General features: G+C 60.4%; 14 protein-coding genes and 2 rRNA genes. 10 read left to right on the forward strand and 6 right to left on the reverse strand.

Annotated elements, in window-relative coordinates; genetic code table 11:
• Window positions 1-244: 244 nt before the first annotated feature.
• From AB4851_RS21600 to AB4851_RS21620, 5 genes are all read left to right on the forward strand, one after another.
• Window positions 245-3,124 (forward strand): 23S ribosomal RNA (locus tag AB4851_RS21600).
• Window positions 3,125-3,317: 193 nt separating this feature from the next.
• Window positions 3,318-3,431: ribosomal RNA gene (rrf, locus tag AB4851_RS21605) — 5S ribosomal RNA — on the forward strand.
• Window positions 3,432-3,590: 159 nt separating this feature from the next.
• Window positions 3,591-3,989 carry a Cu(I)-responsive transcriptional regulator gene (cueR, locus tag AB4851_RS21610; protein WP_414451388.1) on the forward strand — a complete coding sequence of 133 codons (399 nt, stop codon included), beginning with the start codon at window positions 3,591-3,593 and terminating at the stop codon, window positions 3,987-3,989.
• Between the two features lie 225 nt (window positions 3,990-4,214).
• Window positions 4,215-4,361 carry a DUF3563 family protein gene (locus AB4851_RS21615; RefSeq protein ID WP_206128603.1) on the forward strand — a complete coding sequence of 49 codons (147 nt, stop codon included), beginning with the start codon at window positions 4,215-4,217 and terminating at the stop codon, window positions 4,359-4,361.
• A gap of 156 nt (window positions 4,362-4,517) precedes the next feature.
• Window positions 4,518-4,844 carry a hypothetical protein gene (locus AB4851_RS21620; protein ID WP_414451389.1) on the forward strand — a complete coding sequence of 109 codons (327 nt, stop codon included), beginning with the start codon at window positions 4,518-4,520 and terminating at the stop codon, window positions 4,842-4,844.
• A 21-nt stretch (window positions 4,845-4,865) separates the two neighbouring features.
• Here the strand turns inward: AB4851_RS21620 and AB4851_RS21625 are convergent, their stop codons facing one another.
• The 3 genes from AB4851_RS21625 to AB4851_RS21635 all read right to left on the reverse strand — a co-directional run bounded on the left by AB4851_RS21625 (window position 4,866) and on the right by AB4851_RS21635 (window position 8,324).
• On the reverse strand, window positions 4,866-5,711 hold the full coding sequence (locus tag AB4851_RS21625) for a 23S rRNA (adenine(2030)-N(6))-methyltransferase RlmJ (RefSeq protein ID WP_414451911.1): 846 nt from the start codon (window positions 5,709-5,711) through the stop codon (window positions 4,866-4,868).
• A gap of 109 nt (window positions 5,712-5,820) precedes the next feature.
• Window positions 5,821-6,792, reverse strand: a complete 972-nt coding sequence (locus AB4851_RS21630) for a potassium channel beta subunit family protein (RefSeq protein ID WP_414451912.1) — start codon at window positions 6,790-6,792, stop codon at window positions 5,821-5,823.
• Window positions 6,793-7,124: 332 nt separating this feature from the next.
• The gene (locus tag AB4851_RS21635) at window positions 7,125-8,324 is read right to left on the reverse strand and encodes an amino acid aminotransferase (RefSeq protein WP_414451390.1); all 1,200 of its coding nucleotides are present in this window, start codon (window positions 8,322-8,324) and stop codon (window positions 7,125-7,127) included.
• Between the two features lie 326 nt (window positions 8,325-8,650).
• Between AB4851_RS21635 and uvrB the strand changes: the two genes are divergently transcribed.
• From uvrB to AB4851_RS21660, 5 genes are all read left to right on the forward strand, one after another.
• Entirely contained in the window at window positions 8,651-10,741 is a 2,091-nt protein-coding gene (gene uvrB, locus AB4851_RS21640; protein WP_414442611.1) for an excinuclease ABC subunit UvrB, read from the forward strand.
• 279 nt (window positions 10,742-11,020) lie between these two features.
• A complete protein-coding gene (locus AB4851_RS21645) occupies window positions 11,021-11,572 on the forward strand; it encodes an iron transporter (protein WP_414442610.1) in 552 nt (183 codons plus the stop codon).
• A 55-nt stretch (window positions 11,573-11,627) separates the two neighbouring features.
• Window positions 11,628-11,960 (forward strand): cupredoxin domain-containing protein, encoded by a 333-nt coding sequence (locus AB4851_RS21650; RefSeq protein WP_414442609.1) that lies wholly within the window; start codon window positions 11,628-11,630, stop codon window positions 11,958-11,960.
• Between the two features lie 58 nt (window positions 11,961-12,018).
• Window positions 12,019-12,861 (forward strand): FTR1 family iron permease, encoded by an 843-nt coding sequence (locus AB4851_RS21655; RefSeq protein ID WP_414451391.1) that lies wholly within the window; start codon window positions 12,019-12,021, stop codon window positions 12,859-12,861.
• Window positions 12,858-14,258, forward strand: a complete 1,401-nt coding sequence (locus AB4851_RS21660; protein WP_414442607.1) for a 4Fe-4S binding protein — start codon at window positions 12,858-12,860, stop codon at window positions 14,256-14,258. The genes AB4851_RS21655 and AB4851_RS21660 overlap by 4 nt, the downstream gene beginning before the upstream one ends.
• Window positions 14,259-14,522: 264 nt before the next feature.
• Here the strand turns inward: AB4851_RS21660 and hemP are convergent, their stop codons facing one another.
• The 3 genes from hemP to AB4851_RS21675 all read right to left on the reverse strand — a co-directional run bounded on the left by hemP (window position 14,523) and on the right by AB4851_RS21675 (window position 16,448).
• Entirely contained in the window at window positions 14,523-14,765 is a 243-nt protein-coding gene (gene hemP, locus AB4851_RS21665) for a hemin uptake protein HemP (RefSeq protein WP_414451392.1), read from the reverse strand.
• A 219-nt stretch (window positions 14,766-14,984) separates the two neighbouring features.
• The gene (locus tag AB4851_RS21670) at window positions 14,985-15,470 is read right to left on the reverse strand and encodes an SRPBCC family protein (protein ID WP_414451393.1); all 486 of its coding nucleotides are present in this window, start codon (window positions 15,468-15,470) and stop codon (window positions 14,985-14,987) included.
• 105 nt (window positions 15,471-15,575) lie between these two features.
• Entirely contained in the window at window positions 15,576-16,448 is an 873-nt protein-coding gene (locus AB4851_RS21675; RefSeq protein WP_414451394.1) for a pirin family protein, read from the reverse strand.
• Window positions 16,449-16,537 lie beyond the last annotated feature (89 nt).

The following is a 16,537-nucleotide window of genomic DNA, read 5'->3' on the forward strand; positions in this document are numbered from 1 at the left end:
TCAGAGCGATCTGTACACCATGTGTACTTATCGGCTGTCGTTCTTTAACAATCTAGAAGAAGTAGTAATTTGAATAACGGAAGCGTCTATTTGAGATGGGCGTGAAAGTTATTCGGGTTGTGATTGTATCGATGTATCTCAAGAAGATTCGAACTTAAATGTTCGGCTCAATTGGAATACGGCACAAATGCGAGAACTCAACCTGTAGCGACTGTCGAGCGCAAGCGAGACAGACTCGTTATAGGGTCAAGCGAACAAGTGCATGTGGTGGATGCCTTGGCGATCACAGGCGATGAAGGACGCGGTAGCCTGCGAAAAGCTACGGGGAGCTGGCAAACAAGCTTTGATCCGTAGATGTCCGAATGGGGAAACCCACTCCTTTTGGAGTATCCATGACTGAATACATAGGTCATGTGAAGCGAACGCGGTGAACTGAAACATCTAAGTAACCGCAGGAAAAGAAATCAACCGAGATTCCCAAAGTAGTGGCGAGCGAAATGGGAAGAGCCTGTACTCTTTATTTGTATTGTTAGTCGAACGCTCTGGAAAGTGCGGCCATAGCAGGTGATAGCCCTGTAGACGAAAACAGTATGAAAGAACTAGGTGTACGACAAGTAGGGCGGGACACGTGAAATCCTGTCTGAAGATGGGGGGACCATCCTCCAAGGCTAAATACTCGTGATCGACCGATAGTGAACCAGTACCGTGAGGGAAAGGCGAAAAGAACCCCGGGAGGGGAGTGAAATAGATCCTGAAACCGCATGCATACAAACAGTCGGAGCCTCGTAAGGGGTGACGGCGTACCTTTTGTATAATGGGTCAGCGACTTACGTTCAGTAGCAAGCTTAACCGAATAGGGCAGGCGTAGCGAAAGCGAGTCCGAATAGGGCGTTCAGTTGCTGGGCGTAGACCCGAAACCAAGTGATCTATCCATGGCCAGGATGAAGGTGCGGTAACACGTACTGGAGGTCCGAACCCACTAACGTTGAAAAGTTAGGGGATGAGCTGTGGATAGGGGTGAAAGGCTAAACAAACTTGGAAATAGCTGGTTCTCTCCGAAAACTATTTAGGTAGTGCCTCGCGTCTCACCTTCGGGGGTAGAGCACTGTCATGGTTGAGGGGTCCATTGCGGATTACCTCGCCATAGCAAACTCCGAATACCGAAGAGTGCAATCGCGGGAGACAGACATCGGGTGCTAACGTCCGGTGTCAAGAGGGAAACAACCCAGACCGCCAGCTAAGGTCCCCAAATATAGCTAAGTGGGAAACGAAGTGGGAAGGCTAAAACAGTCAGGAGGTTGGCTTAGAAGCAGCCATCCTTTAAAGAAAGCGTAATAGCTCACTGATCGAGTCGTCCTGCGCGGAAGATGTAACGGGGCTAAGCTATATACCGAAGCTGCGGATGCACATTTATGTGCATGGTAGGAGAGCGTTCCGTAAGCCTGCGAAGGTGCACTGTAAAGTGTGCTGGAGGTATCGGAAGTGCGAATGCTGACATGAGTAGCGATAAAGGGGGTGAAAGGCCCCCTCGCCGTAAGCCCAAGGTTTCCTACGCAACGTTCATCGGCGTAGGGTGAGTCGGCCCCTAAGGCGAGGCAGAAATGCGTAGCTGATGGGAAGCAGGTCAATATTCCTGCACCATTGTTAAATGCGATGGGGGGACGGATCGCGGAAGGTTGTCCGGGTGTTGGAAGTCCCGGTCGCTGCATTGGAGAAGGCGCTTAGGCAAATCCGGGCGCAGAATTCAAGGGTGTGGCGCGAGCTTCTTAGGAAGCGAAGCAATTGGAAGTGGTTCCAAGAAAAGCCTCTAAGCTTCAGTTTAACAGTGACCGTACCGCAAACCGACACAGGTGGGCGAGATGAGTATTCTAAGGCGCTTGAGAGAACTCGGGAGAAGGAACTCGGCAAATTGGTACCGTAACTTCGGGATAAGGTACGCCCTTGTAGCTTGACTGGCCTGCGCCAGGAGGGTGAAAGGGTTGCAATAAACTGGTGGCTGCGACTGTTTAATAAAAACACAGCACTCTGCAAACACGAAAGTGGACGTATAGGGTGTGACGCCTGCCCGGTGCCGGAAGATTAAATGATGGGGTGCAAGCTCTTGATTGAAGTCCCGGTAAACGGCGGCCGTAACTATAACGGTCCTAAGGTAGCGAAATTCCTTGTCGGGTAAGTTCCGACCTGCACGAATGGCGTAACGATGGCCACACTGTCTCCTCCCGAGACTCAGCGAAGTTGAAGTGTTTGTGATGATGCAATCTCCCCGCGGCTAGACGGAAAGACCCCATGAACCTTTACTGTAGCTTTGCATTGGACTTTGAACCGATCTGTGTAGGATAGGTGGGAGGCTATGAAACCGGAACGCTAGTTTCGGTGGAGCCGTCCTTGAAATACCACCCTGGTTTGTTTGAGGTTCTAACCTTGGCCCGTGATCCGGGTCGGGGACAGTGCATGGTAGGCAGTTTGACTGGGGCGGTCTCCTCCCAAAGTGTAACGGAGGAGTACGAAGGTACGCTAGGTACGGTCGGAAATCGTGCTGATAGTGCAATGGCATAAGCGTGCTTAACTGCGAGACCGACAAGTCGAGCAGGTGCGAAAGCAGGTCATAGTGATCCGGTGGTTCTGTATGGAAGGGCCATCGCTCAACGGATAAAAGGTACTCTGGGGATAACAGGCTGATACCGCCCAAGAGTTCATATCGACGGCGGTGTTTGGCACCTCGATGTCGGCTCATCTCATCCTGGGGCTGTAGCCGGTCCCAAGGGTATGGCTGTTCGCCATTTAAAGAGGTACGTGAGCTGGGTTTAAAACGTCGTGAGACAGTTTGGTCCCTATCTGCCGTGGGCGTTGGATATTTGAAGGGGGCTGCTCCTAGTACGAGAGGACCGGAGTGGACGAACCTCTGGTGTACCGGTTGTCACGCCAGTGGCATCGCCGGGTAGCTATGTTCGGAAGAGATAACCGCTGAAAGCATCTAAGCGGGAAACTCGCCTTAAGATGAGATATCCCTGGAGGCTTGACCTCCTTGAAGGGTCGTTCGAGACCAGGACGTTGATAGGTCAGGTGTGTAAGCGCAGTAATGCGTTCAGCTAACTGATACTAATTGCCCGTAAGGCTTGATCCTATAACAAGTCTGCGTCGATGATCGTTTGTGCTTCAGCACTGACGAGCATCCCGTCCTGAACCGCAGGTTCAGGATCTTAAACAGCGCGACAAGTTATACAGCATTGAGTCCTCGTGTGCCGATACACACAACTCATTACTACTTCTTCCAGATTGGATGTGGCGCTCAAGCAGCGACGCATCAACCCCTTTAGCCTGATGACCATAGCGAGTCGGTACCACCCCTTCCCATCCCGAACAGGACCGTGAAACGACTCTACGCCGATGATAGTGCGGATTGCCCGTGTGAAAGTAGGTAATCGTCAGGCTTCCCTCTTCAGAACCCCCGCTGCGAATGCAGTGGGGGTTTTGTCTTTTCGGCCGCAGAAAACATTCCGCCGCAACGGGTCGCCCACGCAGCGGGTGCAAAGTCAGTGGCATTTTCAATATCGCGCTACGATCGGCCGTTATCGACGGGAGAAAATCACGTGAATATCGGTGAAGCTGCGCGCGCCTCTGGCGTCAGCGCGAAAATGATTCGCTACTACGAAAGCGTCGGCCTGATCGAGCCAGCGCAGCGAACCGATGCCGGCTACCGCACGTACGGTGATAGCGAAGTTCATTTGCTGAAGTTCATCCGGCAAGCGCGCAGGCTGGGTTTTCTCGTCGACGATGTCCGAAAGCTGCTGGCGCTTTGGCAAGACCGCTCCCGTGCCAGCGCGGAGGTCAAGGCGATTGCCCTCGAACATGTATCCGAACTCGACCAGAGAATTGCCGAGCTCACGGACATGCGAAATACCTTGGCCAAGCTCGCGGCACACTGCCATGGCGACGATCGCCCGGACTGCCCGATCCTTGAACAACTCGCCGATACCAATACGCACTAAATCGGTGCAATTAAATACGTCGAAAATTCCAGTTTTCGCGCGTGATTCTTAAGTAAATCAACAGGTTGACAGTATTTTTTAGGGTGCATTCTGTTTTGGAATGCAAACTATTCGTGCATTTCATTAGCAAGATGGTGCGTTCTCGCTATAATTCGGGTCAACCCTATACGGGATATCCCTGATTCAGTGTCAGCCGGGGGATCTCAAACTTCCTTGGAGAGCATCATGGTTGCGTACATCGTTGAAAAGCTGAGCTACTGGTTTGAATCTGCTGAACGTGAGCGTCGCGAAGCCTATCTGGCATCGTCGAGCGACATCGTTCAACTCGAGCACCGCATTCGCTCGCTCGAAACGAACGGCTACTCGCTGTAAGCTGAACCCGTTTCGGCTGCATGCGGTTTGCATGCAAAAATGTAAAAAGCCCCGAACTTGTCGGGGCTTTTGCTTTTTTGATCCGATCAATGTGGCACGAGGTCGGCATCCAGCGGTATCGTCTTGAAAACGGGATCAATCCAACTGATGGGCGGGATGAGCAAGATGTCTTCGATGTACTGTGATTCGGGCAAGCGTCAATGGTGGGCGGTGCTGCTGATAGCAATCGCTAGTTGGGGCTCGAATGCGAACGCAAAGCAGCCCACCAAACAAGAAGAGCGGCCGCCGGTGGTGCTCGATACGCAAACCGGTATCCACGATGGGCGCTCCGGAACGGTGCTGCAAACTGCACCGTTGAATCCGGCGCCGATTGTCGAGCCTGCGCAGATCCGGCAGCCCGCTGAATTGCAGCAAAACAACCAGGTGCCTGTTGTTGTAGCACCGTATATTCGCCTGCCTGCTACGCCGGGCTATCGACAATAGCGAACTGCCTCGGCTGCTTGCTCAGGCGCTGCGCAGTTCGAGGCCGAACTTGGCGCCGCCGTCCTGGCCGAGTGCTTCTACGAGATAGGGCAGGGCTTCCCGCATCGATTCAGCCAGCGTATAGGGCGGGTTCAGAATGAACATGCCGCTGCCGTACAGCCCGAATCCATCTGCCGGAGCATGACTGACCGTCAGCGTGAGATGCAGCCAGTTCGTCGTCTGCAGCCGCTTCAGTTGGTCGGGGAAGCGCTCCGATTCAGGGCGCTTGACCTGCGGATACCACACGGCGTAGCAACCGGTCGCGAAGCGCTTCAGCCCTTCCTCGACACAAGCGAGCGTGCGCGCGTAATCGCGCTTGTCTTCATACGAAGGATCAATGAGCACCAAGGCACGACGCGGAGGTGGCGGCAGCAGGGCCTTGAGCCCTTCGAAACCGTCTGTTGCGTAAATCATCGCGCGCCGGCCTGCGTCGCGGAAGTTGTGACGCAGGATATCGATTTCGGTGCTGTGCATCTCGAACAGCCGGATGCGGTCCTGCTCACGCAGCATGCGCCACGCGAGGTACGGCGAGCCCGGGTAGTAGCGCAGATCGGCCGACTCGTTGCAGGAGCGAATTTCGTCGACGTAGTCCGAGAGTGCCGCGGGCAGGTCGTCGGCATTCCACAGCTTGGCAATGCCGGTTTCGTATTCGGCCGTCTTCGCCGCGAAGCCTTCGTCCAGCGCATACACGCCCGCCCCCGCGTGCGTGTCGATATACCAATACGATTTGTCTTTCTTGTTCAGGTGGTGAAGCAACTGGACGACGACGGCGTGCTTGAGCACATCGGCGTGGTTGCCGGCATGAAACGCGTGGCGGTAACTGAACATGGCGGGGATGAGGCGAGTAGAGTCAAAAACGGCCGCCCGAACGCTTTGCCGGCCCATTCAGGCACCTGCATTCGCAATTCGCGCGACCGGCTATTGTACGCGAGAGCGCTTACTGCGCCTGATCGCCGACGATCTCCTCGATATGCTGCTTCAACTCGGGCGTCAATCGAGCCGCCACCTCGATCGCCTTCATGTTTTCGCCGATCTGTTCGACGCGCGAGGCCCCGGTGATGACCGTGCTGACGTTCGGGTTCTTCAGAATCCACGCGATGGCCAACTGCGCCAGCGTGCAGCCGAGCTCGTCGGCGACGCCGGCCAGCTTCGAGACCGCCTGATTCTTCGCCGGATCCGTCAATTGTTCGCGCAGCCAATCGTAGCCTTGAATGGCTGCCCGGCTGTCGGCAGGTACCCCATCGCGATACTTGCCGGTCAGCAGGCCCGATGCGAGCGGGCTCCATGTAGTGAGGCCCAGGCCGATGTCTTCGTAGAGCCGATTGTATTCCTGCTCGACGCGGCGGCGGTGCAGCAGGTTGTACTGCGGCTGTTCCATGACCGGCTTGTGCAGGTGATGGCGCTCGGCGATGTCGTAAGCGGCGCGAATTTCATCCGCGCTCCACTCCGACGTGCCCCAGTAAAGCGCCTTGCCGCGCGCGATCATGTCGCTCATCGCCCAGACCGTCTCCTCGATCGGCGTATTCGGATCGGGGCGGTGACAGAACACGAGGTCGACGTAGTCGAGCTTCAGCCGGCGCAAGGAGCCGTCGATCGCGTCCATCAGATATTTGCGGTTCAGCGTGTGATATTGATTCGGTGCTTCGGCCAGGCCCCAGAAAAACTTCGTCGACACCACATAGCTGATACGCGACCAACCCAGCGACTTCAACGCTTCGCCCATGATTTCCTCGGATTGCCCGCGCGCGTACACCTCGGCATTGTCGAAGAAATTGATGCCGGCATCGCGCGCTGCGGCCAGCGATTCGCGCGCGGCACGTTGATCGACCTGGTTGCCGTACGTGACCCACGAACCGATCGACAATTCGCTGACTTGCAGCCCGGATCGGCCCAGGCGTCGGTAATTCATCATGGCTTTCCTCCTGTTCGGAACAGAGCGGCTAGCTTAGCCCGTTTGCGGACGGCATGCAGGACGCTTCGTGCACGATAGCGGCGCCGGACGCGTGCCGACAACTAGCCGAATGGCCAGCTTGTTTTGCCATGCCCGGCCATGATTTCATTGGAACCTGCTGGATTTGGGAGACGTCGGCATGGATTCGAAACTGAGCGGCAAGGTTGTTGTGGTGTTCACGGGTTGCGCGGCGCTATGGCTACATTTTTATCGCCAATAAAAAACGCGCTCCGTAGAGCGCGTTTCCGGCAGAGCGATATAGCGCGAATCGTTCGCGCCAGTCGCCTGACTTACTTCAGCACCGCTGCAATCGCGTTGGCGACGGCATCGATGTTGCGCGTGTTGAGCGCAGCCACGCAGATCCGGCCGGTGCCCACCGCGTAGATGCCGAACTCTTCGCGCAGACGGTCGACTTGCGCCGACGTCAGGCCCGAGTACGAGAACATGCCGCGCTGGGCATTGATGAAGCTGAAGTCGCGGTCTACGCCGCTCGCCTTCAGGCGGTCGACCAGGCCATTTCGCATCGCGCGGATACGGTCGCGCATTTCGCCGAGTTCCTGCACCCACGAAGCGTACAGGTCCGGCGAGCCCAGCACGGCCGCAACCAGTGCGCCACCGTGGGTCGGCGGGTTGGAGTAGTTCGTGCGGATCACGCGCTTCAGTTGCGACAGCACGCGCGTGGCTTCGTCCTTGCTCGCGGTGATGATCGACAGCGCGCCGATACGCTCGCCGTAGAGCGAGAACGACTTCGAGAACGACGACGACACGAACACGTTCAGGTCGGCCGCAGCAAACAGGCGCACGGCTGCCGAATCGGCTTCGAGGTCTTCGCCGAAGCCTTGATAGGCGATGTCGAGGAACGGCACGAGCTGGCGCGCCTTGACCGTTTCGACGACCTGCGCCCATTGCGCTTCGGTCAGGTCGACACCGGTCGGGTTGTGGCAGCACGCGTGCAGCACGACGATCGTGCCGGCAGCGTAGCTGTTCAGCGCGCCGAGCATGGCGTCGAAGTTCACGCCGTGGGTGGTGGCGTCGTAGTACGGGTAGGCATCGACCTTGAAGCCGGCCGTCTCGAACAGCGCGCGGTGGTTTTCCCAGCTCGGATCGCTGATCGCGACCTTGGCGTTCGGGTTCAGCGTGCGCAGGAAATCCGCGCCGATCTTCAGCGCGCCCGTGCCGCCGATGGCTTGCGCCGTCACGACGCGGCCGGCTGCGATCAGCGGCGAATCGTTGCCGAGCAGCAGCTTCTGCACGGCGGCGTCATAGGCGGCGATGCCGTCGATCGGCAGGTAGCCGCGCGGCAGGCCGGCTTCGACGCGTGCCTTTTCCGCGTCACGCACGGCGCGCAGCAACGGGATCTTGCCTTCTTCGTTGGTGTACACGCCAACGCCGAGGTTCACCTTGGTCGGGCGCGTATCGGCGTTGAAGGCTTCGTTGAGGCCCAGGATCGGGTCGCGGGGGGCGAGTTCGACAGCGGAAAAGAGCGACATGATGATTTCGCAGCAGTAGTAGTGGAATGAAATCGGGGTCCGGTTCCCGCGTGGCGCGGGTGCATGCCGAGGGCCGCAGCTTCCGGAGCGAATCCCGCCATTGTAGCGAATTGCGCCGCGATTTCGGCCAAAGCCGGGTGGGTGATGCAGGTATGGCGAGGCAGAAACCGGACGCAACCTCGGGCGTTGGCCGCGACGTAGCCATTCTGGTGGCGGCATCGCGCCGGCCGAGCCCGTCTGTCCGGACCGCCGCTGCGCCTAACGGTCAGCCCGGCGGTGGGCGAAGCGCTAAAATGCTCTTTTGCACGCGGCCAGGCCCTCGCTCCATGTCCGAACATTCCCCCGATGTGTCCGCCGAACTCGACGAATCGAAATTCGCGACGTTCGACGGTTCGCCATTCCAGCTTTATCAGCCGTATCCGCCTGCCGGTGATCAGCCCACGGCAATCGCCACGCTCGTCGAGGGCGTGGAGGACGGTCTGTCGTTCCAGACGCTGCTCGGCGTGACGGGGTCCGGCAAGACCTTCACGATGGCGAACACGATCGCGCAGCTCGGCCGCCCGGCCATCGTGTTCGCGCCGAACAAAACGCTCGCCGCACAGCTCTATGCCGAGTTCCGCGAGTTCTTTCCGCGCAATGCGGTCGAGTATTTCGTTTCGTACTACGACTATTACCAGCCGGAAGCCTATGTGCCGCAGCGCGACCTGTTCATCGAAAAGGACTCGTCGATCAACGAGCACATCGAGCAGATGCGGCTGTCGGCCACCAAGAGCCTGATGGAGCGGCGCGACGTGGTGATCGTGGCCACCGTGTCGGCTATCTACGGTATCGGCAACCCGTCCGAATACCACCAGATGATCCTGACGCTGCGCGCCGGAGACCGGCTCGGCCAGCGCGACGTGATCGCGCGGCTGATCGCGATGCAGTACACGCGCAACGAGCAGGATTTCCAGCGCGGCACGTTCCGCGTGCGAGGCGACACGATCGACATCTTTCCGGCCGAGCACGCCGAGATGGCGGTGCGCGTCGAGTTGTTCGACGACGAGGTCGAGACGCTGCAACTGTTCGATCCGCTGACGGGCCGGGTGCGCCAGAAGATCCCGCGCTTCACGGTTTATCCGTCGTCGCACTACGTCACGCCGCGCGACACGGTGATGCGCGCGATCGAGACGATCAAGGACGAACTGCGCGAACGTCTCGAATTCTTCCATTCCGACAATCGCCTGGTCGAGGCGCAGCGGCTCGAACAGCGCACCCGCTTCGATCTCGAAATGCTGCAGGAGCTGGGCTTCTGCAAGGGCATCGAGAACTACTCGCGGCATTTCTCGGGCGCCGCCGCCGGCGAACCGCCGCCGACACTGGTCGATTACCTGCCGTCCGACGCGCTGATGCTGCTCGACGAATCGCACGTGCTGATCGGTCAGTTGAACGGGATGTACAACGGCGACCGCGCACGCAAGGAAAACCTCGTCAATTACGGCTTCCGTTTGCCGTCGGCGCTCGACAACCGCCCGCTGAAATTCCCCGAGTTCGAACGCAAGATGCGCCAGGTCGTGTTCGTATCGGCCACGCCGGCCGATTACGAGCAGCGCGTGTCGGGGCAGACGGCCGAACAGGTGGTGCGGCCGACCGGCCTGGTCGACCCCGAGATCGAGGTGCGGCCGGCGACCACCCAGGTGGACGACGTGCTGGCCGAGATCAACGAGCGCGTGAAGGCCGGCGAGCGCGTGCTGATCACCACGCTGACCAAGCGCATGTCCGAGCAACTGACCGAGTTCCTGTCCGACCACGGCGTCAAGGTGCGCTATCTGCACAGCGATATCGACACGGTCGAGCGCGTCGAAATCATCCGCGACCTGCGGCTCGGCACGTTCGACGTGCTGGTGGGCATCAACCTGCTGCGCGAGGGCCTCGACATTCCCGAGGTGTCGCTGGTGGCGATTCTCGACGCCGACAAGGAAGGCTTCCTGCGCGCCGAGCGCTCGCTGATCCAGACGATCGGCCGTGCGGCGCGTAACGTGAACGGCAAGGCGATTCTGTATGGCGACAAGATCACCGATTCGATGCGCCGCGCGATCGATGAAACCGAACGCCGCCGGGTCAAGCAGATCGCCCACAACGAGGCGCTCGGCATCACGCCGCGCGGCGTGGTGAAGCGTATCAAGGACATCATCGATGGCGTCTACAACGCCGACGATGCGCGTGCCGAGCTGAAGGAAGCGCAGCAGCGCGCGAAATTCGAGGACATGTCCGAGAAGCAGCTTGCCAAGGAAATCAAGCGTCTCGAAAAGCAGATGACCGACTACGCGAAGAACCTCGAGTTCGAAAAGGCCGCGCAGACGCGCGATCAGCTCTCGCTGTTGCGCGAGCGTGTGTTCGGCGCCAACGTGGGCGACCGCCTCGAAGGCGCGAACTGATTCCGTTCCCACACCGATCCGGCCACGAAAGTGACCAGATCGGTGCATTTCCGCGATCCACGCCGGCATCGAATGCCGCTTTCCGACCGTCTTCGAAAATCTTCCGAAATCCTTTCTGCGTCAAAGGCTTGAAATTATTCCCCCTTTGTTTCGCGTGCGATTCAATGCTAAACTCGCCAATTATTGAGAATGGTTCGCATTAACGTTCTTGCTTACTCATGTCGCGCGGTAGGAGCCGGGCGGCATTTTTTCATCTGACGATAATAATCAGGAGTCTCAATGTTCGGTTCGTCCATCACCCGTTGTGGGGTCGCAGTCGCGGCGGCACTTTTCGCGATGTCGGCATCGGCCGCCGAGTATCCGATCGGCAAGCAGCAAATCCAGGGTGGCATGGAGGTGGGCACGGTCTACCTGCAACCGATCACGATGGAACCGGAAGGCATGATGCGCAAGGCATCGGATTCGGACATCCACCTGGAGACCGACATCCACGCGGTGAAGAACAACCCGACCGGCTTCGCCGAAGGCGACTGGATGCCGTACCTGCAGGTGGAATACACGCTGACCAAGCAGGGCGACGCGAAGTGGAAGTCGCAGGGCGTGCTGATGGGCATGGTCGCGAACGATGGCCCGCACTACGGCGACAACGTCAAGCTGGCCGGCCCGGGCAAGTACCACCTGGCGCTGACGGTCAAGCCGCCGATGCAGATGGGCCATATGGCGTTCGGCCGCCACGTCGACAAGGAAACGGGCGTGGGCCCGTGGTTCAAGCCGTTCACGCTCGAATACGACTTCCCGTTCGCCGGCATCGGCAAGAAGGGCGGTTACTGATCGGGTTCCACGGCCGGGCGGCATCGCCTCGATGCCGCCTTCTACGAGAAGCACAATGACATTCCCCAAGATTTTCGCCGCCGTGCTCGCCGGCCTGGCTGTTGCAACCGCGGCTCAAGCCGCCGATCTGCCGACCTTCAAGCTCGAGATGGCCGACGGCAAGCTCAACCCGGCCCGCATCGAAGTGCCGGCCGGCCAGCGCATCAAGATCGAAGTCCGCAATACCGGCAAGGGTGCCGTCGAATTCGAGAGCGTCCAGTTGCGCAAGGAGAAGGTCCTCGCGCCGGGCGCCGAATCGTTCGTCGTGATCGCGCCGCTGTCGCCGGGCGAATACAAATTCTTCGACGATTTTCATCAGCAAGCGCAAGGCGTCATCGTCGCGAAGTAGTTCCGATTTATCGTGCGGCCGCGGACGTCCCGCCGCGGCCGGGACACGGAGGTTATCAATGGGTCAAATCATTTTCATCGTCTGGCGTGAAAGCGTCGAGGCGCTATTGGTCGTCGGCATTCTCTATGCGTGGCTGCGCAACGGCGACGCCGAAACGCGCCGCGGCTTGCCGTACCTCTGGGTTGGCGTGGGCGCGGGCCTGTTGATGGCGCTGGGCCTGGGCGCCGCGCTGGTCGGGTTCACCGAAGTGCTGTCGGGCGACGCGCAGGATTACTTCCAGACCGCGATGGTGCTGGTCGCCTGCGTGCTGATCGTGCAGATGGTGTTCTGGATGAAGAAACACGGGCGCACGCTCAAGCGCGACATGGAGCAATCGCTGCAGGAAACCACCAAAACCGCCAACTGGTGGGGCGTGGCGGTGCTGGTGGCGCTGGCCATTGCGCGCGAAGGCAGCGAGACGGTGATCTTCCTGTACGGCCTCGGCTTCGGCCAGAGCGGCCATGTGGGCGGCGCTCAGGTGCTGGCGGTCGTGATCGGCCTCGCGCTCGCGTTGTTCACCTTCTATCTGCTGCAACTGGGCGGCAAGATCTTCTCGTGGCGCCTGTTCTTCCGCGTCACCGAAATCATGTTGCTGTTTCTCGGAGCGGGCCTGTTCGAGGCGGGCGTCGACAAACTGATCGACAAGGAAATCCTGCCGCTGGGCATCTCGCAGCTGTGGGACAGCTCGGCGATCCTCGACGATTCGAGCACGTTCGGCTCGCTGGTCGCCACGCTGACCGGCTATCGCGCACATCCGGCGCTGACCAACCTGGTGGCCTACGTGCTGTATTGGGGCGTGGTGTACGGGCTGCTGAAGATCGCGACGCGCCGTCCGGCCGCCGCGGCAGGGCGTGCCGCATGAGCACGCCGGCGAGCGGCCTGCGCTGGAGCCGGCTGACCGAAGCCGGTCACTGGATGCAGCGGCACGGCGCGTGGATTCGCGGCATCCAGTGGGTGGTGGTACTGGTCTATGCGTTCCTGATTCTCGTGCCGGCGTTCACGCCGTTGCCTGACGACACGGCGCACCTGTGGAACAACCTGACGCTCGCGGCGCAGTTCGTGTTCTGGGGCATCTGGTGGCCGTTCGTGCTGCTGTCGATGGTGATGCTGGGCCGGGTGTGGTGCGGCGTGCTGTGCCCCGAGGGGGCGCTTGCCGAATTCGCCAGCAAGTTCGGCCGCGGCCGCGCGATTCCGCGCTGGATGCGCTGGGGCGGCTGGCCGTTCGTCGCGTTCGGCATCACCACCATCTACGGCCAGATGGTCAGCGTCTATCAATACCCGCGCGCCGTGCTGCTGGTGCTCGGTGGCTCGACGTTCGCGGCGATGGTGATCGGCCTGCTGTACGGCCGCGAGAAGCGCGTCTGGTGCAAGTATCTGTGCCCCGTCAACGGCGTGTTCGCGTTGCTCGCGCGGCTTGCGCCGGTGCGCTTCAAGGTCGACGAGGCCGCGTGGCGCCGCTCCTATACGGAAGGCGAGCACGGCCATCGCGTGATTCCGATCAACTGCGCGCCGCTGGTGCCGCTGCGCAACATGAAGGGCGCGGCCGAGTGCCATATGTGCGGCCGTTGCAGCGGCCATCGAGACGCGATCGCGCTGACGGTGCGCTCGCCGTCCGAGGAAGTCGTCGAACTCGGCGATGCGCAGGCGAACCCCTGGGACACCGCGCTGATCCTCTACGGCCTGCTGGGCATCGCGATCGGTGCGTTCCACTGGTCCGCCAGCCCCTGGTTCGTGACGATCAAGCAATGGCTGGCCGGCTGGCTGATCGACCGCGACATCACCTGGCCGCTCGAAACCAACGCGCCGTGGTTCCTGCTCACGCATTACCCCGATCAGAACGACGTGTTCTCCTGGCTCGATGGCGGCCTGGTGGTGTCGTATATCGTCGGCACGGGGCTGATCTACGGCACGGCGCTGCTGATCGTGCTGGCCGGCGCGTCGGCGCTGCTGGGTCGCTTCGATCGCGTGCGCCTGCATCACCTGACGCAGGCGCTGATTCCGCTGGCCGGCGCGGGCGTGTTCCTCGGCCTGTCGGCCACCACGCTGTCGTTGCTGCGCGCGGAGCATCTGCCGCTCGACTGGGCCTCGCCCGTGCGTATCGCGATCCTGGTCGGCTCGAACCTCTGGAGCGCGTGGCTGGCCTGGCGCGTGACGGGGCGTTATGCGGCATGGCCGCGCCGGTTCGCCGCGATGGCGGGCTTCGGCTTGGCGCTGGCGATCGTCGACAGCGCCTGGTGGCTGATGTTCTGGGTGTTCTGACACGGCTGATCCGCCGTATCGTCCTGCGCCATCCGCACCGCATGGATGGTTTCCCGTTGTTCTCCCGCCAATGAAAAAAAGCGACGTGCCCGTCAGGCACGTCGCTTTCGCTGCTTCAGTATGAGAACCAAAAAAATGGCTTGGCTTGCTGTAACGACTGCTTGAGTTGGGTTGCACGAAGGGGTCTAGATCTCGCGTGCAAGCCGTTACGGCTGGCTACTGCCCAACACCTCTCAGGGAGGTGGTCCCCACAATACTCGGTACTTACTTCGTCAGGATCAGCTTGCCCAGACGCGTGGCACGAAGCTGATAAGTTTCGCCGTTATGCATGATCGAGACGAGCTTGCGGCCTTGCAACAGGGCATCGCTGGACACGACGCGCTGATTCGGCTCCGGGTTGTCGGTGCTATCCGACTTCGTGACAGCCGCAACTTTCGTCCGGCCACCGGGCGCCGCGCTGCTGGTGCGGCGCAGGCTGAGTGTGGAAGTTCGCATAAGTTCGGTCATTCGGGCCGTTCAATCAGTGGTGTGTCGATGGAATGAATTCTAAATGATAATTATTCCCATTTACTAGCGATGTTTTTTAATCGACTGAGCTTGATCGATAGTTTTTGATAAGCGGCGGAACGAGCGCGAAAAGAACGCGAAATACGGGGCGGCGAAGCGGGGCGGGAAAGGGCGGCGAAGCAGGACCGGCGGCGCGCGAGCGGGCCGCCGGTGAAGCGTTCAGTGCAGCGGATCGGGATCGCGGCGGCCCTGCGCGTATTCGCGGATCAGGCGGACCGTGTCGATATCGGAGGTGCGGTACGCCTCCTTGACGATGCCCTGGGTCTGCCGGGCATCCTCGGTGTCGGCCGTGTCCGGCAGCGTGGTGGCGTAGGTGAAGCGCAGGAACAGCGCCTGGTCGTCGTGCTCCTCGATCGTCATGGTCAACGAGCCGCCGATCTCGCCGTTGGCGGCGTGGATGTCGTAGCGGACCTGACGATTCGGCGTGAACGTGACGCGATCGCGGATCGTCGCCTGGCCGAAGTGCAACTCGCGCTCGAGCGTGGTGTCGGTTCGATCGCTGATCTTGCAATCGTCGAGGCCGATCACGAACAGTTGCGGCTGTTCGGCGCGCAGGACGAGGCCTTCCCAGAGTTGGTCGCGCGTCAGCGTCGGCAACATCGGGTTGTCCGTCGCGTTGATCTGGATCAGGTGTTCAAAATTCAAGGCGAGAGCTTCCTTCGGTCGTCGCGGCGGTGAGCCGCAAAAGGCAACTATTGTGACGGAATTTGGAAGCGCCGTCCGGGGCCGGATCGGCGCGTCATCAGGGGTTCAAGGCGCGATCGACCCCATCCGGCCGGCCTGGTAATCGGCCACGGCGTCGCGAATCTCCTGCTCGGTATTCATGACGAACGGGCCGTAGCGCACGATCGGCTCGTTGATCGGCCGGCCGCCCACCAGCAGTACATCGAGTGGGGCGTCGCCGGCGCCGATCTCGACCGTATCGCCGTCGTCGTCGAACACGATCATCTGCTGCGGGCCGCTGATCTGCCCGCTCGCGCCGTAACGGCCCGCACCGCAGAGCGGATAGGCGAACGCCCGGAAATCGCACGGCACCGGCACGCTGACCTGCGCGCCGGGCTGCAGCGCCAGGTGCAGGTAGAGCAGCGGCGTATGCGTGTCGATGGCGGCCTGCACGCCGAACGCCTCGCCCGCGATCACCTTGATGCGAGTGCGGCCGTCCTCGGACGTCACGCTGGGCAGCGACGACGACGCGATGTCCTGATAACGCGGCCGGGCGCGCTTGTCGTCGCGCCGCAGGTTCACCCAAAGCTGGATGCCGTGCACGCGGCCGCCCGCCGCCGCGAATTCCGGGTCGGGCATTTCGCTGTGAATCAGCCCCGAGCCGGCCGTCATCCATTGCACGTCGCCCGCACGCAATTCGCCGGTATGGCCGGCCGAATCGCGATGGCGGAAATGGCCGTCGAGCACGTAGGTGACGGTTTCGAAGCCGCGGTGCGGATGATCGGGCGCGCCTTTGGCCGCGCCCGGCGCGTAGTCGATCGGGCCGAGCTCGTCGAACAGCAGGAACGGGTCGAAATCGGCGAGCAGACGGGTGGGGAACGGGCGATGAACCTGGAAGCCGGCGCCTTCCGTCGCCCGTAACGACGGATAGACGCGCAGGATGGAGCGCGATACGGGCATCGGATATTTTCCTTACGAGCGTTTGAGCGAAGTCAAAGGCTATTATATGGATCGGCCTGCGGTTGAATTCCGCGCGATCCGCAATGGAT

The organism is Burkholderia sp. 22PA0099 (assembly GCF_047497165.1).
Lineage (GTDB): Bacteria > Pseudomonadota > Gammaproteobacteria > Burkholderiales > Burkholderiaceae > Burkholderia.